The organism is Kocuria sp. WRN011, from assembly GCF_002295155.1.
In the GTDB taxonomy this organism is placed as follows: Bacteria; Actinomycetota; Actinomycetes; order Actinomycetales; family Micrococcaceae; genus Kocuria; species Kocuria carniphila.
On record NZ_NSGI01000002.1, the window covers coordinates 158,046 to 176,853 of the forward strand.

The following is an 18,808-nucleotide window of genomic DNA, read 5'->3' on the forward strand; positions in this document are numbered from 1 at the left end:
GCGGTGGCTGCGCTCCCGCATGCGTCACCGCCTTTGGGTCTTCGTCGTTCGACTCGTATATTGAAACCCATGCGTCCTGTTCTCATTCTGGCCTCGCAGTCTCCTGCGCGCGCATCCCTGCTGACGCGCGCACACCTTCCGTACGAGACCGTGGTCTCGCACGTGGACGAGGACGCCGCACTCGCCGAGCACGGGCCATTGAGCCCCTCGGACACGGCACTGCTGCTGGCGCGAGCCAAGGCGGAAGCCGTGGCGAGTCTGGAGATTGCCGAGGGCCGTGTGGTTCTGGGGTGCGACTCGGTCTTCGAACTCGACGGCGAGAGCTACGGCAAGCCCTACACTGCGGATGTGGCGGTGGAGCGCATCACCGCCATGAGCGGACGGAAAGGCACCCTGCACACCGGCCATTGGCTCGTGGATCGCCGCAACGGTGAAAGCCACGGAGAGGGTGCCATCAGCTCTGCGGACGTCTACTTCTCGGAAATGTCCCGCGAAGAAATCACGAACTACGTGGCCACCGGGGAACCCCTGCAGGTCGCCGGCTCGTTCACGCTGGACGGCCGCGGCTCTGTGTTCATCGAGCGGGTGGACGGGGACCCTAATGCGGTGATTGGTTTAAGCATCTCCACGCTGCGTGACCTCTTGGCCGCCCGCCACGTCAGCCCGAGTCACTGGTGGCGGCCAACACCACAGCCCACCACGTCATGATTTGTAGAAGATCTACAGTTCAGCCCGCATCCGAGCGTTCGCTTAGGTGATCTCCAGTACGGGGCACTAATCTTCTGGAGAGTATCGACAAGGAGCTATTCACGTGACAACCACCTCCACGGAGCAGCAGGCCTCCACCGACATGCGCCCCATCACCAAGGTCTTGGTGGCCAACCGCGGTGAAATCGCGGTGCGCGTCATCCGCGCCGCACGCGACGAAGGCATCACCTCCGTGGCGGTTTACGCGGACACCGACCGGGACGCGATGCACGTTCGCATGGCGGACGAGGCCTACGCACTGGGCGGCACCACCGCCGCGGATTCCTACCTGGTGATCGACAAGATTCTCGACGCCGCCGCTCGCGCCGGTGCTGACGCGGTTCACCCCGGTTACGGCTTCCTTTCCGAGAACGCGGACTTCGCGATGGCCGTGATCAACGCCGGGATGACGTGGATCGGCCCTCCCCCGGCGGCGATTTCCAAGCTGGGTGACAAGGTGGCCGCCCGCCACATCGCCGAGAAGGTCAACGCTCCCCAGGTTCCGGGTACCGCCGATCCGGTGTCCTCCGCGGACGAGGTGCTGGCCTTCGCCGATGAGCACGGCCTGCCGATCGCTATCAAGGCTGCCTTCGGTGGCGGTGGCCGCGGTATCAAGGTGGTCCGCGAACGCGATGCCATCCCCGAACTCTTCGACTCCGCCGTGCGTGAGGCCACCGCGGCCTTCGGCCGCGGCGAGTGCTTCGTCGAGCGCTTCCTGGACGCCCCGCGCCACGTGGAAACCCAGTGCCTCGCTGACGGCCACGGCAATGTAGTGGTCGTCTCGACTCGCGACTGCTCACTGCAGCGCCGCAACCAGAAGCTGGTGGAAGAAGCGCCTGCGCCGTTCCTCTCGGAGGAACAGAACGCACGTCTGTACGAGGCTTCCAAAGCCATCCTCAAGGAAGCCCAGTACCAGGGCGCCGGAACCTGCGAGTTCCTGGTCGGCCAGGACGGCACCATTTCCTTCCTCGAGGTCAACACGCGCTTGCAGGTCGAGCACCCGGTCTCCGAAGAGGTCACCGGTCTGGATCTGGTCCGCGAGCAGTTCCGCATCGCCCGCGGTGAAGAGCTCGGCTATGACGACCCGCAGGTGCGAGGCCACAGCTTCGAGTTCCGCATCAACGGCGAGGATGCCGGCCGCAACTTCATGCCCGCGCCGGGAACTCTGGCCAAGTTCACCCTGCCCACCGGCCCCGGCGTACGCGTGGACACCGGCGTTGAGGCCGGCGAGACCATCGGCGGCAGCTTCGACTCGATGCTCGCCAAGCTGATCGTCACCGGCGCCACCCGCGAGCAGGCACTGCAGCGCTCGCGCCGCGCCCTGGACGAGCTGTTGATCGAGGGCATGCCCACGGTGGTCCCGTTCCACCGCGCGGTGGTTTCCGACGCCGCCTTCGCACCCGAGAGCGGCGCCCCCTTCTCGGTGCACACCCGCTGGATCGAGACGGAATTCAACAACGAGATCGAGCCCTTCGAAGCACCGTTCGAACCCTCCTCCGAGGAACCCGAGCGTCAGTCCGTGGTGGTCGAGGTGGGCGGCAAGCGCCTGGAAGTCACCCTGCCTCAGTTGCCCGGCACAGCACGCGTCGGTGGCAATGGCGGTCCCCCGCCCAAGCGCAAGGCCCGCGTCAACCGCGGCGGCTCCGCAGCGGCTCGCGGTGCCTCGGGAGATTCACTGACCTCGCCCATGCAGGGCACCATCGTGAAGATCGCTGTGGACAACGGTGACACGGTCTCCGAGGGTGACTTGATCGTGGTGCTCGAGGCCATGAAGATGGAACAGCCCCTGACCGCGCACAAGTCCGGCGTGATCAAGGACTTGACGGTTTCCCAGGGCGATACGGTTTCGGCCGGCACGGTTCTGGCGAACATCGCCGACTGACGCTTCAGCTGATCAGCACCAGTCAGTGAGAACGGCGGCTCCCTTTACAGGGGGCCGCCGTTCTGACTGAGAGGAACCTCCCTGCGTGAGTGGCGACGAAGCCAGCCAGCCAGTGTCAATGCCAATCTCATATTTTGGACACTCGAATTCGCAGTGTGGAACAACGGGTCTAGCGTGTACATATTCAAACCCCTTCCCATCTGAGGATTCACCATGTCTACAACCGTGACTGAACCGGGTTCCCACGGGCCCGAATCGGATAAGTCACTCGCGGAGCGCGTTCCACGTTCGCGCGTGATCGTCGCGTCCCTGGCCGGCACCACCATCGAGTTCTACGACTTCTACGTCTACGCGACCGCCGCCGTGGCCGTGTTTCCCGCCCTGTTCTTCACCGGTGAGGACGAGACCACCAAGCTTCTGGCGTCCATGGCCACGTTCGCTGCCGCGTTCTTCGGCCGTCCCATCGGTTCCGTGATCTTCGGTCACTACGGCGACCGGATCGGCCGTAAGGCCACCCTGATCGGCGCGTTGCTGACCATGGGTATCGCGACGTTCTTAATTGGTCTGCTGCCCACCTACTACTCCATTGGTATCTGGGCTCCCCTGATACTGACCATCCTGCGCTTCTGCCAGGGCCTGGGTCTGGGCGGCGAATGGTCCGGCGCATCCCTGCTGGCCACCGAGTACGCGGAAGAGGGCAAGCGCGCCCGCGCGGCCATGTGGCCCCAGCTGGGTGCACCGTTCGGTTTCATCCTGGCCAACGGTTTCTTCCTGATCCTGACCATCGTGATGCAGTTCGGAACCGCCGAGCATCACGCCGTGGGCGACCACCCGTTCCTCGTGTGGGGCTGGCGTATTCCGTTCATCGCTTCCGTGGTGATGGTGCTGCTGGGTCTGTGGGTCCGCATCAAGCTCGAGGAGACCCCGGTCTTCAAGAAGGCCGAACAGCAGGGTGAGAAGGTCAAGGCACCCGTGACCGAGGTGTTCAAGACCTCGTGGGTCCAGATCATCCAGGGCACCTTCATCATGCTGGCCACCTATGTGCTGTTCTACCTGATGACCGCGTGGGTGCTGTCCTTCGGCATCGGCTCCCCGGACGCCGGCGGCTTGGGTATCGAGTACCGCGACTTCCTGATCATCCAGCTGTTGGCGGTGCTGTTGTTCGCCATCACCGTACCGATCTCCGGTTGGCTCGCGGACAAGTACGGCCGCCGTTCCTCGCAGCTCGTCATCACCTCCGCGATCGTGGTGTTCGGTCTGTGCTTCGGCCTGATCATGGACCCCTCGCTCGTGGGCACCGGTGAGAACGTCTCGATGGGCCGCGTGCTGTTCTTCCTCGCGGTCGGCATGACACTGATGGGCCTGACCTTCGGCTCGATGTCCGCCATCCTGCCCGAGCTGTTCCCCACCAACGTGCGCTACACCGGCTCCGGTATCGCGTACAACGTGGCTTCCATCCTGGGCGCAGCCATCACCCCGTACATCGCGGTGATCCTGAACGCGAACTTCGGCGTGGGCTCGGTGGGCATGTACTTGTCCTTCGCCGCGGTCGTCACCCTGATCGCCCTCTGGTTCTCCCCTGAGACCAAGAACGTGGACATGTACACCGTGGGTCGCAAGGTCGTGAAGTAACGCACCTTCCGCTCCATCGTCCATGACGTACGACGCCGCCCCGGTGACCTTTCGTGTGAAAGGTCGCCGGGGCGGCGTCGTCAGTTTGTGAATCAGTGGTGCACGTGCAACCGGCGGGCGGCCTCCGAAATGGAGCCGGACAGCGACGGGTACACGGCAAAGGTATCCGCGAGATCGTCCACACTGAGGTTGTGCGTGACGGCCAGGGCGATCGGGTAGATCAGCTCGGACGCTCGCGGACCCACGACTACGCCACCCATCACGGTGCCGGTGCCGCGGCGGGCGAAAATCTTCACGAAACCGTCGTCCACGGCCATCATCTTGGCGCGCGGGTTGGTGCTCAGCTGAAGCGCGGCGTATTCGATCACGGACGGATCGGACTTGGCGTCCTTCTGACCCACGCCCACGGATGCAATCTCCGGGGAGGTGAAAATGTTGGATGCAACCTGGTCGGTGCGTAGCGGACGAACGGCGTCCCCCAGCTGGTGGGCCACGGCAATGCGGCCCTGCATCGCGGCCACGGATGCCAGCGGCAGCACACCGGTGCAGTCGCCAGCGGCATAAATACCGGGCACGGTGGTCCGGGAGACCGCGTCCACCACGATGTGACCGGATTTGTTCGTGACCACGCCAACCTCTTCGAGGCCAAGATCTGTGGTGTGCGGGATGGAGCCCACGGCCAGCAGGCAGTGGGAACCCTGGACCTTGCGGCCGTCGGCGAGGGTGACCAGAACGCCGTCGCCGGTGTTTTCCACGGAATCCGCGCGCGAGCGGGACAGCACGGTCAAACCGCGGCGCTCGAACACGTTCTCCAGAACCGCCGCCGCATCCGAGTCCTCACCCGGCAGGACCTGGTCGCGGGAGGAAATCAGGGTGACGTCCGAGCCCAGCCCGTTGTAGGCGGACGCGAACTCCGCGCCGGTGACACCGGAACCCACCACAATGAGCTTCTCCGGGATCTCCCGCATCTGGTAGACCTGTTTCCAATTGAAGATCCGCTCACCATCAGGCTTGGCGGTGTCCAACTCGCGAGGGTAAGCACCCACGGCCAGCAGCACGAACTGGGCTTCCAGGTCGTATTCGAGCCCTTCATCGGTCTCCACGTGCACGGTGTTCGAGCTGGTCAACCGACCGTGGCCCTTGACCAGGTGCACACCCTGGCGTTCCAGGCCGCGCTTGATGTCACGGGACTGCGTCGCCGCCAGGCGCAACAGGCGGGTATTGACCTTTTCCAGATCCACCGACAGTTGATTGATCTCATCACCGTCCCCAGAGCCACCCACGATGTGGACGCCCAGATCCTTGGCCTCCGCAAAGCGATTCATGGTGTCCGCGGAAGCAATCAGGGTTTTGGACGGGACCACGTCGGTCAGCACCGCTGAGCCACCCATGCCCTGTTGTTCGATCACGGTGACCTCTGCACCCAGGGACGAAGCAACCAGGGCCGCTTCATAACCGCCGGGGCCGCCACCAATGACTACGAGTTTCGGATTCGCAAATTCAGTCTGCACACTCACGTCCCCCATTGTTGCAGTAATTGAACGGGGAGTAACCGTGACCGGGACCTCGGTTCCGTGAAGGTTCGGTGCGGTGTCGTTTCAAGCACGTCACCGTGGCTACCCGTGCCTGCCCACGCGCTGCCGCTCCCCCGTACCGCGCGACTCTTGCACCGCGCGACCCCGTACCCCGCGGTTCTTGCGCCACACGACCCTGTACCCCGGGTTCTTGTGCCACGCGACCCCGTACCCCGGGTTCTCGCGCCGCACGACCCTGTACCCCGCGGGCTCCCTACACCCGTGCACTCCGCACCTTTCCAGCTCCTTACACCCACGCACCCCTTGGACCCCGCGGCTCTCCGCCACCCGAGATCTGAGGCAGAGATCCGCACCATGAACATTTCAGGCAGAGGTCCGTAAGAAAACGAGGGTATGAGCAGCACATCTCGACCCCAGATGTTCGCGGTCCTTCCTGACCCGCCGATCTCTGCCTCAGATGTTCACGGACACCTCGAACTCGCGCATCTCTACCCCAGATGTTCGATACCGCCACACTGCCCGCTAATCTCTGCCGTAAATGTTCACGGGCACCTCGAACCCGCGGACCTCTGCCGGAGATGTTCACCACCGCCACGTTCCCCGCGGATCTCTGCCCCACATGTTCCCGGCGCACTGGGCGCACGCGGGGCGGTCCGGCTCCGGGGTGCACGCGCACTCTTGCCCGCCCCTGTTCTAGAGTGGGGCGCGTGACTGAGAATGCAACGGCTACCGCCGATCCCTTTGACATTGCCCGCCGTGCCGCTGACGCCATCCGCGAGCGCACCGGGGTGGAGAACCACCGCATCGCCCTGACCCTGGGTTCCGGGTGGGGTGAGGCCGCCGAGCTCATCGGTGAGACCGAGCACGAGATCCCCGCAACCGAGATCCCCGGATTCTCACGCCCCGCGCTGGAAGGCCACGTGGGTACCCTGCGCTCGATCAAGCTCGCCAACGGTCACCACGCCCTGGTGATTGGTGCGCGAACACACTACTACGAAGGCAAGGGCGTGCGCGCCGTCGCCCACGGTGTGCGCACCGCAGCCGCCGCAGGTGCCGAAATCATGATCCTGACCAACGGTTGCGGCGGTCTGAACCCCGCGTGGCAGCCCGGCACCCCGGTGCTGATCAGCGACCATATCAACCTCACGGCCACGTCCCCGCTCGAGGGTGCAACGTTCGTGGACCTCACCGACCTCTACTCGTCTCGCCTCCGCGAGATCGCGCATGAGGTCGATCCGAGTCTGGACGAGGGCGTCTACGCCCAGTTCCCCGGCCCGCACTACGAGACTCCGGCCGAGGTGCAAATGGCCAAGGTCCTCGGTGCCGATCTGGTGGGCATGTCCACGGCCCTCGAAGCCATCGCCGCGCGTCACGCCGGCATGGAGGTCTTCGGCATGTCGCTGGTGACCAACCTCGCCGCCGGTATCAGTGAGACCGCGCTCTCCCACGAAGAAGTTATCGAGGCCGGCGCCGCCGCCGGTCCTCGCATCTCCCGCCTGCTCGCGGACATCGTCGCCAAGCTCTAGGGCATCACGCTCGTCGACGACGCCGCTCCCCCGGCCACGAGGCCAAGGTCACCTCGAGCGTCGTCGTACTGGAAAACCGCCCGCGCAGCCTCCCCAGAAGGAGGCCGCGCGGGCGGCGTGCGTAGAAGAGGCGCCCGTCAGACCTGAATGTTCACGGCGCCGTCGTCGGCGATCTGGACCGGGTACACCGGGAGGGTGAAGTCCTGGCCCGTGAGGCACTCGCCGGTGCGCAAATCGTAGGTTTCCTTGTAGAGCGGCGAGGTGATGGAATCGTGCTCGCCGGTGCGGCCCACGATGCCGCGGGCCATGACCAGGGCGCCGGAGTTGGGGTCCTCATGGGCGAAAGCGAACACCTCGTCGCGCACGGTGCGCACCAGCGCGATCTGCTGACCATCGATCAGGGCGGCCTCGGCCCAGTCCTGCTCCAAATCCGACAGTGAGCACACGCGGTGCCAAGTGGCAGTGGCCATGGTTTCTGTACCTTCCGTGCTGGGTGCGGGGTTCGTTCGTGGACCCGGCTGACCGTGACGCAATCGACAAGATGCTCACTGCAACATCGCCTGCGTGCGACGGTCAACCGTGTTTCAATTAAAGCAGCATTTGCCGAGCAACATATTCGGCACCTGCGCAAACACTGTACGACCCCGGGGTTACCGGCCAACGTCACCGATCCCGGGGACTCCTACACCGAGAGGTCGTCAGCATGGGTCAGACCACCCCGCCCGTCACCGTCGAAACCAGCACCGGCAACGCTCCCGAACCGACGGCAACCGCCCCCGATGCGCGCAGGATCGTGGTGGTCGGCGGTGGACCGGCAGCGCACCGTTTCGTGACGAGCCTAGTGTCCCGCGGCCTGGGTGATGACACGGTCACCGTGCTCTCGGAGGAAAAGTACGTGCCGTACGACCGCGTGGGTCTGGAGAAGCTCTTCGGCGACACTTCCACGGACCTGACTCTGGCCAATGGCGAGATCTGGGAGCACCCGGGCGTGGAGCTGCACGTGGGTGAACGTGCGGCGGACATCGATCTGGATGAGCAGTGCATCATTTCGGTGAGCGGTCAGCGCTACCCGTATGACGAGTTGATCCTGGCAACCGGTTCCAATGCGGCGTCCCTGAACATTCCGGGCGGTCAGAAGACCCACAAGTTCCGCACCGTGGATGACGTCAAGGGCATCGTGGCGGACATCGACCGACTGCAGGAGAAGCTGGGACGTGCCCCGCGCGGCGTCGTGGTGGGCGGCGGTCTGCTGGGCCTGGAAGCAGCGGCCGGCCTCAAGGAACTGGGCGCGGAAGCCACCATCCTGGACGTGGCCGAATGGCTGCTCAGCACCGAAATGGACCAGGGCGGCGGTCAGGCGGTCAACGCACTGATCGGCCAAGTGGGCATCGACGTTCACTGCTCCACGTTCATTTCCGGCGTCAACACGGACAGGGGCGAGGTCGTCTCGGTCTCCGTCAAGGACGGCGATGACATCCCTGCGGACCTCGTGATCCTCGCCGTGGGTATTCGTCCCCGCGAGGGTCTGGCCCGCCGCGCGGGATTCCACCTGGCCGACCGCGGCGGCGTGGTGGTCGACGAGCGCTGCGCCACCTCCGTGCCGCACGTATGGGCCATCGGCGAAGTCGCCTCGATCCTGGGCCGCACGTGGGGTCTCGTGGCACCGGCCAACACCATGGCGGACGTCGTGGCCGAACAGCTCACCGGCGGCTCCAAGGTGGTCGAGTCCTTCGACACCGCGACCAAACTCAAGTTCTCGGGGATCGACGTCGCGAGCTTCGGTGATACCGGTGGCACCACTGAGGGCTGCCTGGAAATCGTCTACGCGGATCCCGCGCGAGGCCTGTACCAGAAGATCGTGACGTCCTCGGATGCCTCGGTCCTGTTGGGCGGCGTGTTCGTTGGCGACGCCGCTCCCTACGATTCCCTGCGCCCCCTCCTGGGCCGCGCGCTTCCGGGTGAACCCGGCGCTTACCTTTCCGCCGCCGGTTCCGAGGCACCGGACACCGAACTGCCCGACGACGCCATCCTGTGTTCCTGCAATGCCGTCTCGTTCGGCACCGTGCGCGAGGCCGTGCGCGATGGTAACCACGACGTTCCCGCGCTCAAGGGCTGCACCAACGCCGGCACCCAGTGCGGTTCGTGCGTACCCATGCTGCAGAAGACGCTGGGCCAGGAACTCGGCAAGCTGGGCCTCACCGTGTCCAAGTCGCTGTGCGAGCACTTCGAGATGTCCCGCGCAGAACTCTTCGAGGCCGTGCTGGTCACCGGCCTGGCCGACTTTCCCGCCGTACTCGAGCGCTTCGGCACGGGCGAAGACGGCTGTGCAGTGTGCAAGCCCACCGTGGCGTCCATCCTGCACTCGATCCGCCACGACTACGCCCTGGATTCCGGCCGCGGCACCCTGCAGGACACCAACGACCGGGCGCTGGCCAATATGCAGAAGGACGGTACGTACTCGGTGGTCCCCCGAATCCCCGGTGGCGAAATCACACCGGAAAAGCTGGCGGTCATCGCCCGCGTGGGCCAGGAGTTCAACCTCTACACCAAGCTCACTGCGGCCCAGCGCATCGGGCTGTTCGGTGCCCGCTTGGAACAGCTCCCCCTGATCTGGAAGCAGCTGGTGGACGCCGGCTTCGAGTCCGGTTCCGCGTACGGCAAGGCACTGCGCAACGTGAAGTCCTGCATTGGCAGCACGTGGTGCCGGTTCGGTGTGCAGGATTCGGTGGCCATGGGCATCGACCTGGAGAACCGGTACAAGGGTCTGCGCTCACCCCACAAGTTTAAATTCGGTGTCTCCGGTTGCGCTCGCGAGTGCGCGGAGGCACAGGCCAAGGACGTTGGTGTGGTGGCCACCACCGACGGGTGGAACCTGTTCTTGGCCGGCAACGGCGGCGCCAACCCGGTGCACGGTCGGCTGTTCGCGCAGGGTCTGGACGAGACAACCCTGATCACCTACATCGACCGTTTCCTGTTGTACTACATCCGGACTGCGGACAAGCTGCAGCGCACCGCCCGCTGGATGGAAGACCTGGACGAGCGATACAACGGTGACGGCATGGACCACCTGCGCTCCGTGATCATGGACGATTCCCTGGGGATCTGCGCAGATTTGGACCGTGCCATGGAAACCCACGTCAAGGAGTACCGGGATGAGTGGGCCGAGACCCTCAAGGACCCGGATCGCTTGCGACGATTCCGCCCGTTCGTCAACGAACCCGAGACCCAGGACAACGGTGCACGCATGTATGTTCTGGAGCGCGACCAGATTCGTCCGGCCACCGCGCAGGAAATTGCGGCGTCCGAATCCGGTGAAGGGCCGGTCTTGGTCACCGGGGCAAAAATTCCGGTGGGCGCACCCACCCCGTAACTGGCGGAATGTCAGCAACGGGGCGGTCAACCGTCTAGACTGGACAAAGAATTTATTTACCCCTCGCGGTTGCAGTCTGAAAGGGTGCACTCATGGTCAGAAGAGATGAAGCCTCCGTCAACGAGCAGGAGACTACTCGTCGCTCGGCCGAACGCGGAAGCCACGCCATCAAGCCCCGCACTTTCTCGGGTGAGGGCGAGACGATCAAGAGCTTGATCCTGCTTCTCGGCGGCATGATCACCATTGTGGCCAGCCTCTGGATGTTCGCCAGCTACCCCAACAGCTGGTGGATCTTCCTGCTGGGCATCCTCGCATACGGTCTCGCGTTGTTCGTGCCCACCACCATCACCTCCGGTGCAACGGCCAAACACTCCACCGGTGGCACCGAGCTCACGCTGGACCTGCCCGCCGGCCCGCACGAAATGGCCCAGCGCCCCAACGTGCCCAATGGGGCCCAGGTCAACCACTAAGTTTCACCGCAAAGAACCCCGTCACCGAAGTTCCGGTGGCGGGGTTCTTTCGTTGTGATCGCGGCTGCAGGCCTGTGGAGTAGACGCCAGGCAGACGACGGCGCGGCTAAGGGGCCGTTAGAGCCGAAAGGATCACCTTGAGGGGCGTGAGGACCTTCGCGGGACCCCACAGGGGCTCTACCGGTGCAGTAAACGTCTGGCCAGGCTCCCACGGCGCACAGAATGCCACGGGCCGACGACGCCGCTCGGTTCAGTCCGCGACACCGCTCAGATCGGTCCTCGGTACCGCTCGGCTTGGTCCGCGACACCGCTCGGCTTGGTTCTCAGTTCAGTCCACGACGCCGCTCGGCTCGGTCCTCGGTTCAGTCCTCGGTTCGGTGCTCGAGCGCCTCGCGCACCACCGCCGCACTGTCCCGGGGCGTGAAGCCCACGACGTCGAGGCTGGAGATGTCCAGGCAGCTGTTGGTCGGTCGCGGAGCGATGCCGGTCTTGCCCGCCGTGTACTCCTCGGTGGTCACCGGGGTCACCCGCTGCGGATCGTGGCCCAGTTCCTCGAACGTCCAGCGGGCGATCTCCGCCCACGTGGTCGGCTCGCCCGAACCGGTCAGGTGGTACGTGCCGTACGGAGCTCCGCTGTCGACCAGGTGCAGCAGTCCCGCGGCTAGATCGGCCGCGGATGTCAGGCGGCCGTGCTGATCCGAGACCACAGAAGGGTCCACGCCGTTCTCCGCGAGCCTGGCCATGGTTGCCACAAAGTTGTGTCCGGAGCCGATCACCCAGCTGGTTCGCACCAGGTAGTGCTTGGGCCACGCGGTCACCGCGCACTCGCCCGCAGCCTTGGACTGGCCGTACACGGAGACGGGTGCCGGAGCGGCGTCGGGCGTATAGAACTGCCCGAGCGGCAACTGACCGTCGAACACGTAGTCCGTGGACACGTGTGCCAAGGGCACTCCCCCGCGCTGACACGCTCCGGACAGGGCACGAACGCCCGTGGCGTTGGCGGCCCAGGCGTCAATGCGGCCCTCGGGAGTCTCGGCGGCGTCGACCGCGGTATGCGCAGCGGCGTTGATAACGGCGCGATAGCGGCGCAGCCCCTCGCCCGTGCGGACGTCTTCTGGCCAGCCGTCGGGGTTGGCGAGGTCCAGGTCGGAGCGAGTGTAGGCGGTGTAAGGCAAGTCCCGCTTCATCAGCTCTCGTGTGAGCGCGGAACCAAGCTGGCCACCGGCACCGATCACCAGAACCGGCGCGGGCGGCAATGGCTCAACGGCTGCGAGCAGCGGGTGGTTGCGGTCTTTCTCGGACAGTTCCGCCTGGTCCAGCGCAATGGGCCAATTGATGGCCAACTGGGGATCCGTGAGGTTCACAAAACTGTAGGCCGACTGCGCGTCAGCGGACCAGTGGTCGGTCACCAGGTAGGTGTAGGCGGTGGCGTCCTCGAGGGTCTGGAACGCGTTGCCCACCCCTCGTGGCACGAACACGGCGGTGGAGGGCGTGATCTCGTGCGTGACCACGGTGCCGAAGCCGGGACCGCGGCGCAGGTCCACCCACGCGCCGAAAATGGACCCGGTGGCCACGGAGACGTATTTGTCCCACGGCTCGGCGTGGATGCCGCGCGTAGTGCCACGGGTGCCGTTGAAGGAGATGTTGTTCTGCACGGGAACGAAGTCCGGAAGCCCCGCCTCGACCGCTTTGGCGCGTTGCCAGTTCTCCTTGAACCAACCGCGATTGTCACCTGGGCGCGGGAGGTCGACGATCAGCAGACCGTCGATCGCCGTGGTGTGGACCTGGACCTGCGTAGCGCTCACTGACCGGCCTCCCGGTACTTGGCCTCGGTGGCTTCCTTGACGGGTTCCCACCAATCGCGGTGCTCGGTGTACCACTCGATGGTGTTCCGCAGGCCGGATTCGAAGTCCGTGAACTGCGGCTCCCAGCCCAGCTCCTGGCGAGTGCGTTCGCCGTCGATGGCGTAGCGCAGGTCGTGACCGGCGCGGTCGGTGACATGGTCGAACTCGTCCTCCGGCCGGCCCATGAGCCGCAGGATGGTTCGCAGCACCGTGAGATTGTCCGCCTCGCCATCAGCGCCGATCAGATAGGTGCGGCCGATCTCGCCGGCTTCCAGGACGCGCAGCACGGCGGCGGAGTGATCGTCCGCGTGGATCCAGTCCCGCACGTTGTGGCCCGCACCGTAGAGCTTGGGTTTGCTGCCGCTGAGCACGTTGGTGATCTGACGCGGAATGAACTTCTCAACGTGCTGGTACGGACCGTAGTTGTTGGAGCAATTTGACAGCGTTCCCGCAACGCCGAAGGAGCGCACCCACGCACGGACCAACAGGTCCGATCCCGCCTTGGTCGAGGAATATGGGCTGGACGGGTTGTAGGGAGTTTCCTCCGTGAACTTGGCCGGGTCATCCAGCTCGAGGTCCCCGAACACCTCGTCCGTGGATACATGGTGGAACCGGGTTCCATGGTGGCGCACCGCCTCAACCAGCGTGTACGTGCCGATCAGATTGGTATGAACAAAAGGCCACGGATCGCGCAAAGAATTGTCATTGTGCGATTCCGCGGCGAAATGCACCACCGCGTCAGAATCGCGGACCAAAGAATCCACGAGCTCAGCGTCCGTAATATCTCCCGCGACCAATTCGCAGCGCTGAGGATCAAGACCGTCTAGGTTCGCCCGATTTCCCGCGTATGTGAGTTTGTCCAATACCGTCGCCGAATGTTCTGTGTTCTCGAGGATGTGACGAACGAAATTGGATCCGATGAAACCGGCGCCCCCGGTGACGAGTAATTTGCCCATGGTCCTCAATCCTAGGGGCACGTCAGGAGCTGACCTGGCTACCATCCTTGAGTGTCTGAGGTGCCTTGCTGGCCTGCGGGGTGCTCAACAGATCGAGTGCCGTGCGCAGCCGTGTCGAGGAGGTATGCACGGTATACGGGAAGTACACGAGCTCCACCCCCACTTCCGAGAAACGTTCCTCCAGGTCACGACCGCGCGGTGTGCCCTTCCAGTCGTCGCCCTTGAAGAACAGGTCGAACCGCACATGGGCCCAGGTATCGAGCTTGTCCTCGACGGATTCGATGTGGACCTCGTCCACGAACTTCACGTGGGAGACGATCTCGGCGCGTTCGGCCGCGGGTACCACCGGGGCACGGCCCTTGGTCAGCTCCAACATTTCGTCACTGACGACTCCGGCAATCAGGTAATCACAGTGTCGCTTGGCTTGGCGAAGAATGTTAAGGTGCCCCACGTGGAACAGGTCAAATGCACCGGCCGCATATCCCACCACGCTGTCTTGGGGTAAGCCCCGTAATTCCGCAGCGGACAGTCCTAAACCACTGTGCCCGTGGCGGTCGTGCTCCGAAATCGTTTCGGAAAGTGATGTGGTGGTGCGCTCAGCCGCCATAATTCCCCCTCAAGACCAACACTGCACGGCCCCCACCGAGCAGAGTGCTTCTTCTACGGTAGCAAGCGAGAGAAGAATTTAGAGACTGTTCACCCAATGAACCGCCGAATGGTGGACAAACCCGTGTTCAAGCTGTCCACACTTGCGCGGATTTATCCCCAAATTCGCGATTCCCTCTGGCCCCCACCCCTGTTGCCGGAGCATAGTGAAGGTCCGGGACGGTAAGGGGAGCACCCGGGGGAGAACAGATGATGGGGCACATTCAGTTGAGCGAGAACACGATCCAGCGACACAGATCTAACCATGATTCGAACGGTTCGCGAGCGGCCACAATAGTCACGACCTTGCTGACTCTGGTGATCCTGGTGGCCTTGGGCGCGCTGGTGTACAACTACGTCAGCAACGCGCGCCCGCAGGTGGCCACCTCCGCGCATGCACCGCACAGCATGTCTGACGTGCAGCACACGGCACGGGCGTCAGCTCAGTCCTGATCGCTGGGAGGCTGCGTCGTGGTCACCGGGAAGATCGCGTCAAGCACTTCGCGTGCCCAAGCCAGGATCGCTTCGTCCACGAGGTCTTTGCCGCCGATCCGGTCCGTCTTGGGTTTGGGAATGAGCACCATGCGCCGATCGGTTCCCGGGATCGCCTTGATCTGCGCACCCTGGTACATGCGCTTGAGCCGCATCTCTCGCGACTCCGGCAGGTCAGCCGGCGCGAACCTGATCATGTTGCCCTGCGTGGCCACATCCGTCAGTCCCGAAGCGCGCGCCAAGATGCGCAGTCGCGCCACGTCCAACAAATTCTTGACCGGGGTGGGCAGTGGTCCGTAACGGTCCTGAAGCTCCTCGCCGGCTTCCACCACGGCCTCTTCCGTGGCGGCATTGGCAATGTTGCGGTATGCCTCCAGGCGCAACCGCTCCCCCGGTACGTAGTCGTGCGGCAGGTGCGCGTTGACGGGCAGTTCGATCTTCATTTCCGACGGCGCCTGGTCCTGATCACCGCGGTACTCGGCCACGGCCTCGCCCACGAGACGCAGGTACATGTCGAAACCGACACCTGCGATGTGACCGGATTGCTCGCCACCCAGCAGGTTGCCCGCACCACGGATCTCGAGGTCCTTCATGGCCAACTGCATACCCGAACCGAGTTCGTTGTGCGCCGCGACGGCCTTGAGCCGCTCCAGGGCAGTTTCGCTCAGGGGCTTCTCCGCCGGATACAGGAAGTACGCGTAGGCGCGTTCGCGGCCACGCCCCACACGGCCGCGCAGCTGATGCAGCTGGGACAGGCCGTAACGGTCCGCGCCGTCCACGATCAGGGTGTTGGCGTTGGCGATGTCCAGACCGGTTTCCACGATGGTCGTGCACACCAGCACGTCGAACTTCTTCTCCCAGAAGTCCACGATGATCTGCTCCAACCGGGACTCGGTCATCTGCCCGTGTGCCACCGCGATCCGCGCCTCAGGTACGAGTTCCGCGAGTGCCTTGGCCTGGGCGTCGATCGACGAGACCCGGTTGTGAATGAAGAACACCTGGCCCTCGCGCATCAGCTCACGCCGGATGGCCGCGGACACCTGCTTCTGGGTGTAGGGGCCCACGTAGGTGAGCACGGGGTGGCGTTCCTCGGGCGGGGTGGCCAGCGTGGACGTCTCGCGGATGCCCGTCATGGACATCTCCAGGGTGCGCGGAATGGGCGTTGCGGACATCGCCAGCACGTCCACGTCGGTGCGCATGGCCTTGAGCTTCTCCTTGTGCTCCACGCCAAAGCGCTGTTCCTCGTCGATGATGACCAGGCCCAGGTTCTTGAACTGCATTTCCTTGCTGAGCAGCCGGTGGGTACCGATCACCACGTCCACCGCGCCGGATCGCAAGCCTTCCAGCGTGGCCTTGGATTCCTTGGCGGTCTGGAACCGGGACAGCGTTGCCAGGCGTACCGGGAATCCGGAGAACCGCTCGGCGAACGTCTCGGTGTGCTGCTGGGCAAGCAGCGTGGTGGGTACCAGAACCGCTACCTGTTTGCCGTCCTGCACGGCTTTGAACGCGGCACGCACGGCCACCTCGGTCTTGCCGTAGCCCACGTCGCCGGAGATCAGGCGGTCCATGGGGATGGGGCGTTCCATGTCCGCCTTGACCTCGTCGATCGTGGTCAGCTGGTCCGGGGTTTCGATGTACGGGAACGCTTGTTCCAGCTCGCGCTGCCACGGGGTGTCCGGCCCGAAGGGATGCCCCTTGGACGCCATGCGAGCCGAGTACAACCGGATCAGCTCGTTGGCGATCTCCTTGACGGCCCTCTTGGCGCTGCGCTTGGTCTTGTTCCAGTCCGAGCCGCCCATCTTGGACAACGACGGCGCTTCCCCGCCCACGTACGTGCTCACCTGATCGAGCTGGTCGGTGGGCACGAACAAGCGGTCCCGGGGACCGTTGCGCTTGGACGGCGCGTATTCGAGCACGAGGTATTCGCGCATGGGCTTGGGCTGACCAGGGGTGATTATCGCACCGGCGATCGGGCGCTGCACGAGTTCAATGAATTGACCGATACCGTGCTGTTCGTGCACCACATAATCACCCTTCTGCAGGGTGAGTGGGTCCACCTGGTTACGCTTGCGCCGCTGCGGCAGTTTGCGCATGTCCCGGGTGGTGTACGCCGTGGAACGACCCAGAACATCGGCCTCGGTCAGCAGCGCGATCCGCGGCCCCTCGAAAACGAACCCTCGACCGGCACGCGCCGTGGTGAGTTCCACCAACCCCGACTCGGGCGCCTCGTCGATGGATTCGAAATGGGCGGCAGGAATCTGGGCACCGTGCAGCAACTCGCTCAGTCGGTCGAGCGGACCGGGTCCGTCGGTGACGAGCACGACCCGCCAACCCTCGGCCATGCGACCCGCCATGAACTGCAACATGGCGTCCACGTCGCCGGAGAATCGCGCGGGTTCCCGTGCCGCGACGTTGAGGGTGTCCGCGTCCGTGTCCGCCAGGCGAACTTCTTCCTCGGTGGAATCTGCGTCGATGTCACCCACGCTCACGGCGTTCACGTTGAGTCCGGTGATCGACCACCAGCCCACGGATCGGTCCAGGGCGAGTTGCCGGGTCTCCGCGATCTCGTGGAACGATCCGGCGGCCAGGCTGCGTTCCTGCCCGTCCTCGGACTCGACTGCGGTGTTGAGATCCAACGGAGCATCACTGCCGCCGGAGGCCGATTCCCACGCGGCCATGAGGAATTCCTGATTGGTTGCCACCAGGTCGTGGGCGCGGGCGCGCACCTTCTCGGGTTCGATCACCACGGTCATGGATCCCTCGGGCACCAAGGACAGCACAGGGACCATGTCGTCCGCGAGCAGCGGAGCAAGTGATTCCATACCCTCCACGTACTGACCACCGGCAATGCGTTCGAGGATCTCCCGGCCACCGGGCAGCTGATCCTTGAGCTTGGCCGCGCGGGACATCACCGTGGGCGTGATCAGCAGTTCGCGGCACGGCGAGGCCACGATCCTGGTGGGGTGATCCACCCCGGTCACCGTGCGCTGATCGGCCACGGCGAACCAGCGCATTTCGTCCAGTTCGTCACCGAAGAATTCCAGGCGCACCGGGTGATCCTCGGTGGGCGGGAAGACGTCGATGATGCCACCGCGCACCGCGAACTCACCGCGCTTGGTGACCATGTCCACGCGCGAATAGGCAGCGTTGGCCAGGTCCTTGATGAGTTGATCGAAGGCGTATTCCTCACCGGCCACCAGGGTCACGGGCTGCATGTCACCGAGCCCGGCCACGACCGGCTGCAGGACGGAACGCACGGGCGCAACGATCACGCGCAGCGGTGCCTCGTCGGATCCCGGGTGCGCCAGCTTACGCAACACACTGAGCCGCTGGCCCACGGTGTCCGAACGCGGGGACAGCCGTTCATGGGGCAGCGTTTCCCACGACGGGAAGTTCATGATCTGCTCTGCCGGCAGATAGGAGGCAAGTGCCGCCTCGAGGTCCTCGGCCTCACGGCCGGTCGCGGTGACCACGAAGGTCACGGGGGCGGGACCGGAAGGTGACCCAGCGGCGTCGTCGTGGAGACCCGCCACGATCTGGGCCAGGATGGGTGCGCGCAGGCCGTCCGGAGCGCTGATGATCGTCTCACTCGACCGTTCGGCCGGCGGGCGGGACGCCTGCGCAAAGATGTTGGCGAACGTGCGGTCCTCGGTGAGCGCGGTGTGCAAACCGGTCAGGGACATGTGCGGGCTACTCCTGGTGTGGACGG

General features: G+C 64.7%; 13 protein-coding genes. 7 read left to right on the forward strand and 6 right to left on the reverse strand.

Annotated elements, in window-relative coordinates; translation table 11 throughout:
- Positions 1-69 precede the first annotated feature (69 nt).
- The 3 genes from CKW39_RS03510 (at position 70) to CKW39_RS03520 (ending at position 4,261) form a co-directional block, all read left to right on the forward strand.
- Positions 70-708, forward strand: a complete 639-nt coding sequence (locus CKW39_RS03510) for a nucleoside triphosphate pyrophosphatase (protein WP_095796783.1) — start codon at positions 70-72, stop codon at positions 706-708.
- A gap of 142 nt (positions 709-850) precedes the next feature.
- Complete coding sequence (locus CKW39_RS03515) at positions 851-2,629, forward strand: biotin carboxylase N-terminal domain-containing protein (RefSeq protein ID WP_095796978.1); 1,779 nt, start codon at positions 851-853, stop codon at positions 2,627-2,629.
- A 213-nt stretch (positions 2,630-2,842) separates the two neighbouring features.
- A complete protein-coding gene (locus CKW39_RS03520) occupies positions 2,843-4,261 on the forward strand; it encodes an MFS transporter (RefSeq protein ID WP_095796784.1) in 1,419 nt (472 codons plus the stop codon).
- A gap of 92 nt (positions 4,262-4,353) precedes the next feature.
- Here CKW39_RS03520 and CKW39_RS03525 read toward each other — a convergent pair whose 3' ends face one another.
- Positions 4,354-5,787 (reverse strand): NAD(P)H-quinone dehydrogenase, encoded by a 1,434-nt coding sequence (locus tag CKW39_RS03525; protein ID WP_095796785.1) that lies wholly within the window; start codon positions 5,785-5,787, stop codon positions 4,354-4,356.
- A gap of 716 nt (positions 5,788-6,503) precedes the next feature.
- On the opposite strand from CKW39_RS03525, the gene CKW39_RS03535 reads away from it, so the two are divergent.
- Positions 6,504-7,322 (forward strand): purine-nucleoside phosphorylase, encoded by an 819-nt coding sequence (locus CKW39_RS03535; RefSeq protein WP_095796787.1) that lies wholly within the window; start codon positions 6,504-6,506, stop codon positions 7,320-7,322.
- Positions 7,323-7,459: 137 nt separating this feature from the next.
- On the opposite strand, the gene nirD is transcribed toward CKW39_RS03535, so the two are convergent.
- Entirely contained in the window at positions 7,460-7,792 is a 333-nt protein-coding gene (gene nirD, locus CKW39_RS03540) for a nitrite reductase small subunit NirD (protein ID WP_095796788.1), read from the reverse strand.
- A 233-nt stretch (positions 7,793-8,025) separates the two neighbouring features.
- Here nirD and nirB point away from each other — a divergent pair, with 233 nt between their 5' ends.
- The gene (gene nirB / locus CKW39_RS03545; RefSeq protein ID WP_095796789.1) at positions 8,026-10,692 is read left to right on the forward strand and encodes a nitrite reductase large subunit NirB; all 2,667 of its coding nucleotides are present in this window, start codon (positions 8,026-8,028) and stop codon (positions 10,690-10,692) included.
- A 92-nt stretch (positions 10,693-10,784) separates the two neighbouring features.
- Positions 10,785-11,162, forward strand: coding sequence for a hypothetical protein (locus CKW39_RS03550; protein WP_095796790.1), 378 nt, complete (start codon positions 10,785-10,787; stop codon positions 11,160-11,162).
- A gap of 362 nt (positions 11,163-11,524) precedes the next feature.
- On the opposite strand, the gene CKW39_RS03555 is transcribed toward CKW39_RS03550, so the two are convergent.
- Genes CKW39_RS03555 through CKW39_RS03565 form a run of 3 tightly spaced genes read right to left on the reverse strand, consistent with a single transcriptional unit; the run spans position 11,525 to position 14,569 of the window.
- A complete protein-coding gene (locus tag CKW39_RS03555; RefSeq protein WP_095796791.1) occupies positions 11,525-12,967 on the reverse strand; it encodes a sugar nucleotide-binding protein in 1,443 nt (480 codons plus the stop codon).
- Positions 12,964-13,962 carry a dTDP-glucose 4,6-dehydratase gene (rfbB, locus tag CKW39_RS03560; protein ID WP_095796792.1) on the reverse strand — a complete coding sequence of 333 codons (999 nt, stop codon included), beginning with the start codon at positions 13,960-13,962 and terminating at the stop codon, positions 12,964-12,966. The genes CKW39_RS03555 and rfbB overlap by 4 nt, the downstream gene beginning before the upstream one ends.
- 22 nt (positions 13,963-13,984) lie before the next feature.
- The gene (locus CKW39_RS03565; RefSeq protein WP_238663281.1) at positions 13,985-14,569 is read right to left on the reverse strand and encodes an adenylyltransferase/cytidyltransferase family protein; all 585 of its coding nucleotides are present in this window, start codon (positions 14,567-14,569) and stop codon (positions 13,985-13,987) included.
- 248 nt (positions 14,570-14,817) lie between these two features.
- On the opposite strand from CKW39_RS03565, the gene CKW39_RS03570 reads away from it, so the two are divergent.
- The gene (locus CKW39_RS03570) at positions 14,818-15,060 is read left to right on the forward strand and encodes a hypothetical protein (RefSeq protein ID WP_095796793.1); all 243 of its coding nucleotides are present in this window, start codon (positions 14,818-14,820) and stop codon (positions 15,058-15,060) included.
- Here the strand turns inward: CKW39_RS03570 and mfd are convergent.
- Positions 15,051-18,782: a transcription-repair coupling factor gene (gene mfd, locus CKW39_RS03575; RefSeq protein WP_095796794.1), complete on the reverse strand. Its 3,732-nt coding sequence runs from the start codon at positions 18,780-18,782 to the stop codon at positions 15,051-15,053. The genes CKW39_RS03570 and mfd overlap by 10 nt on opposite strands.
- Positions 18,783-18,808 lie beyond the last annotated feature (26 nt).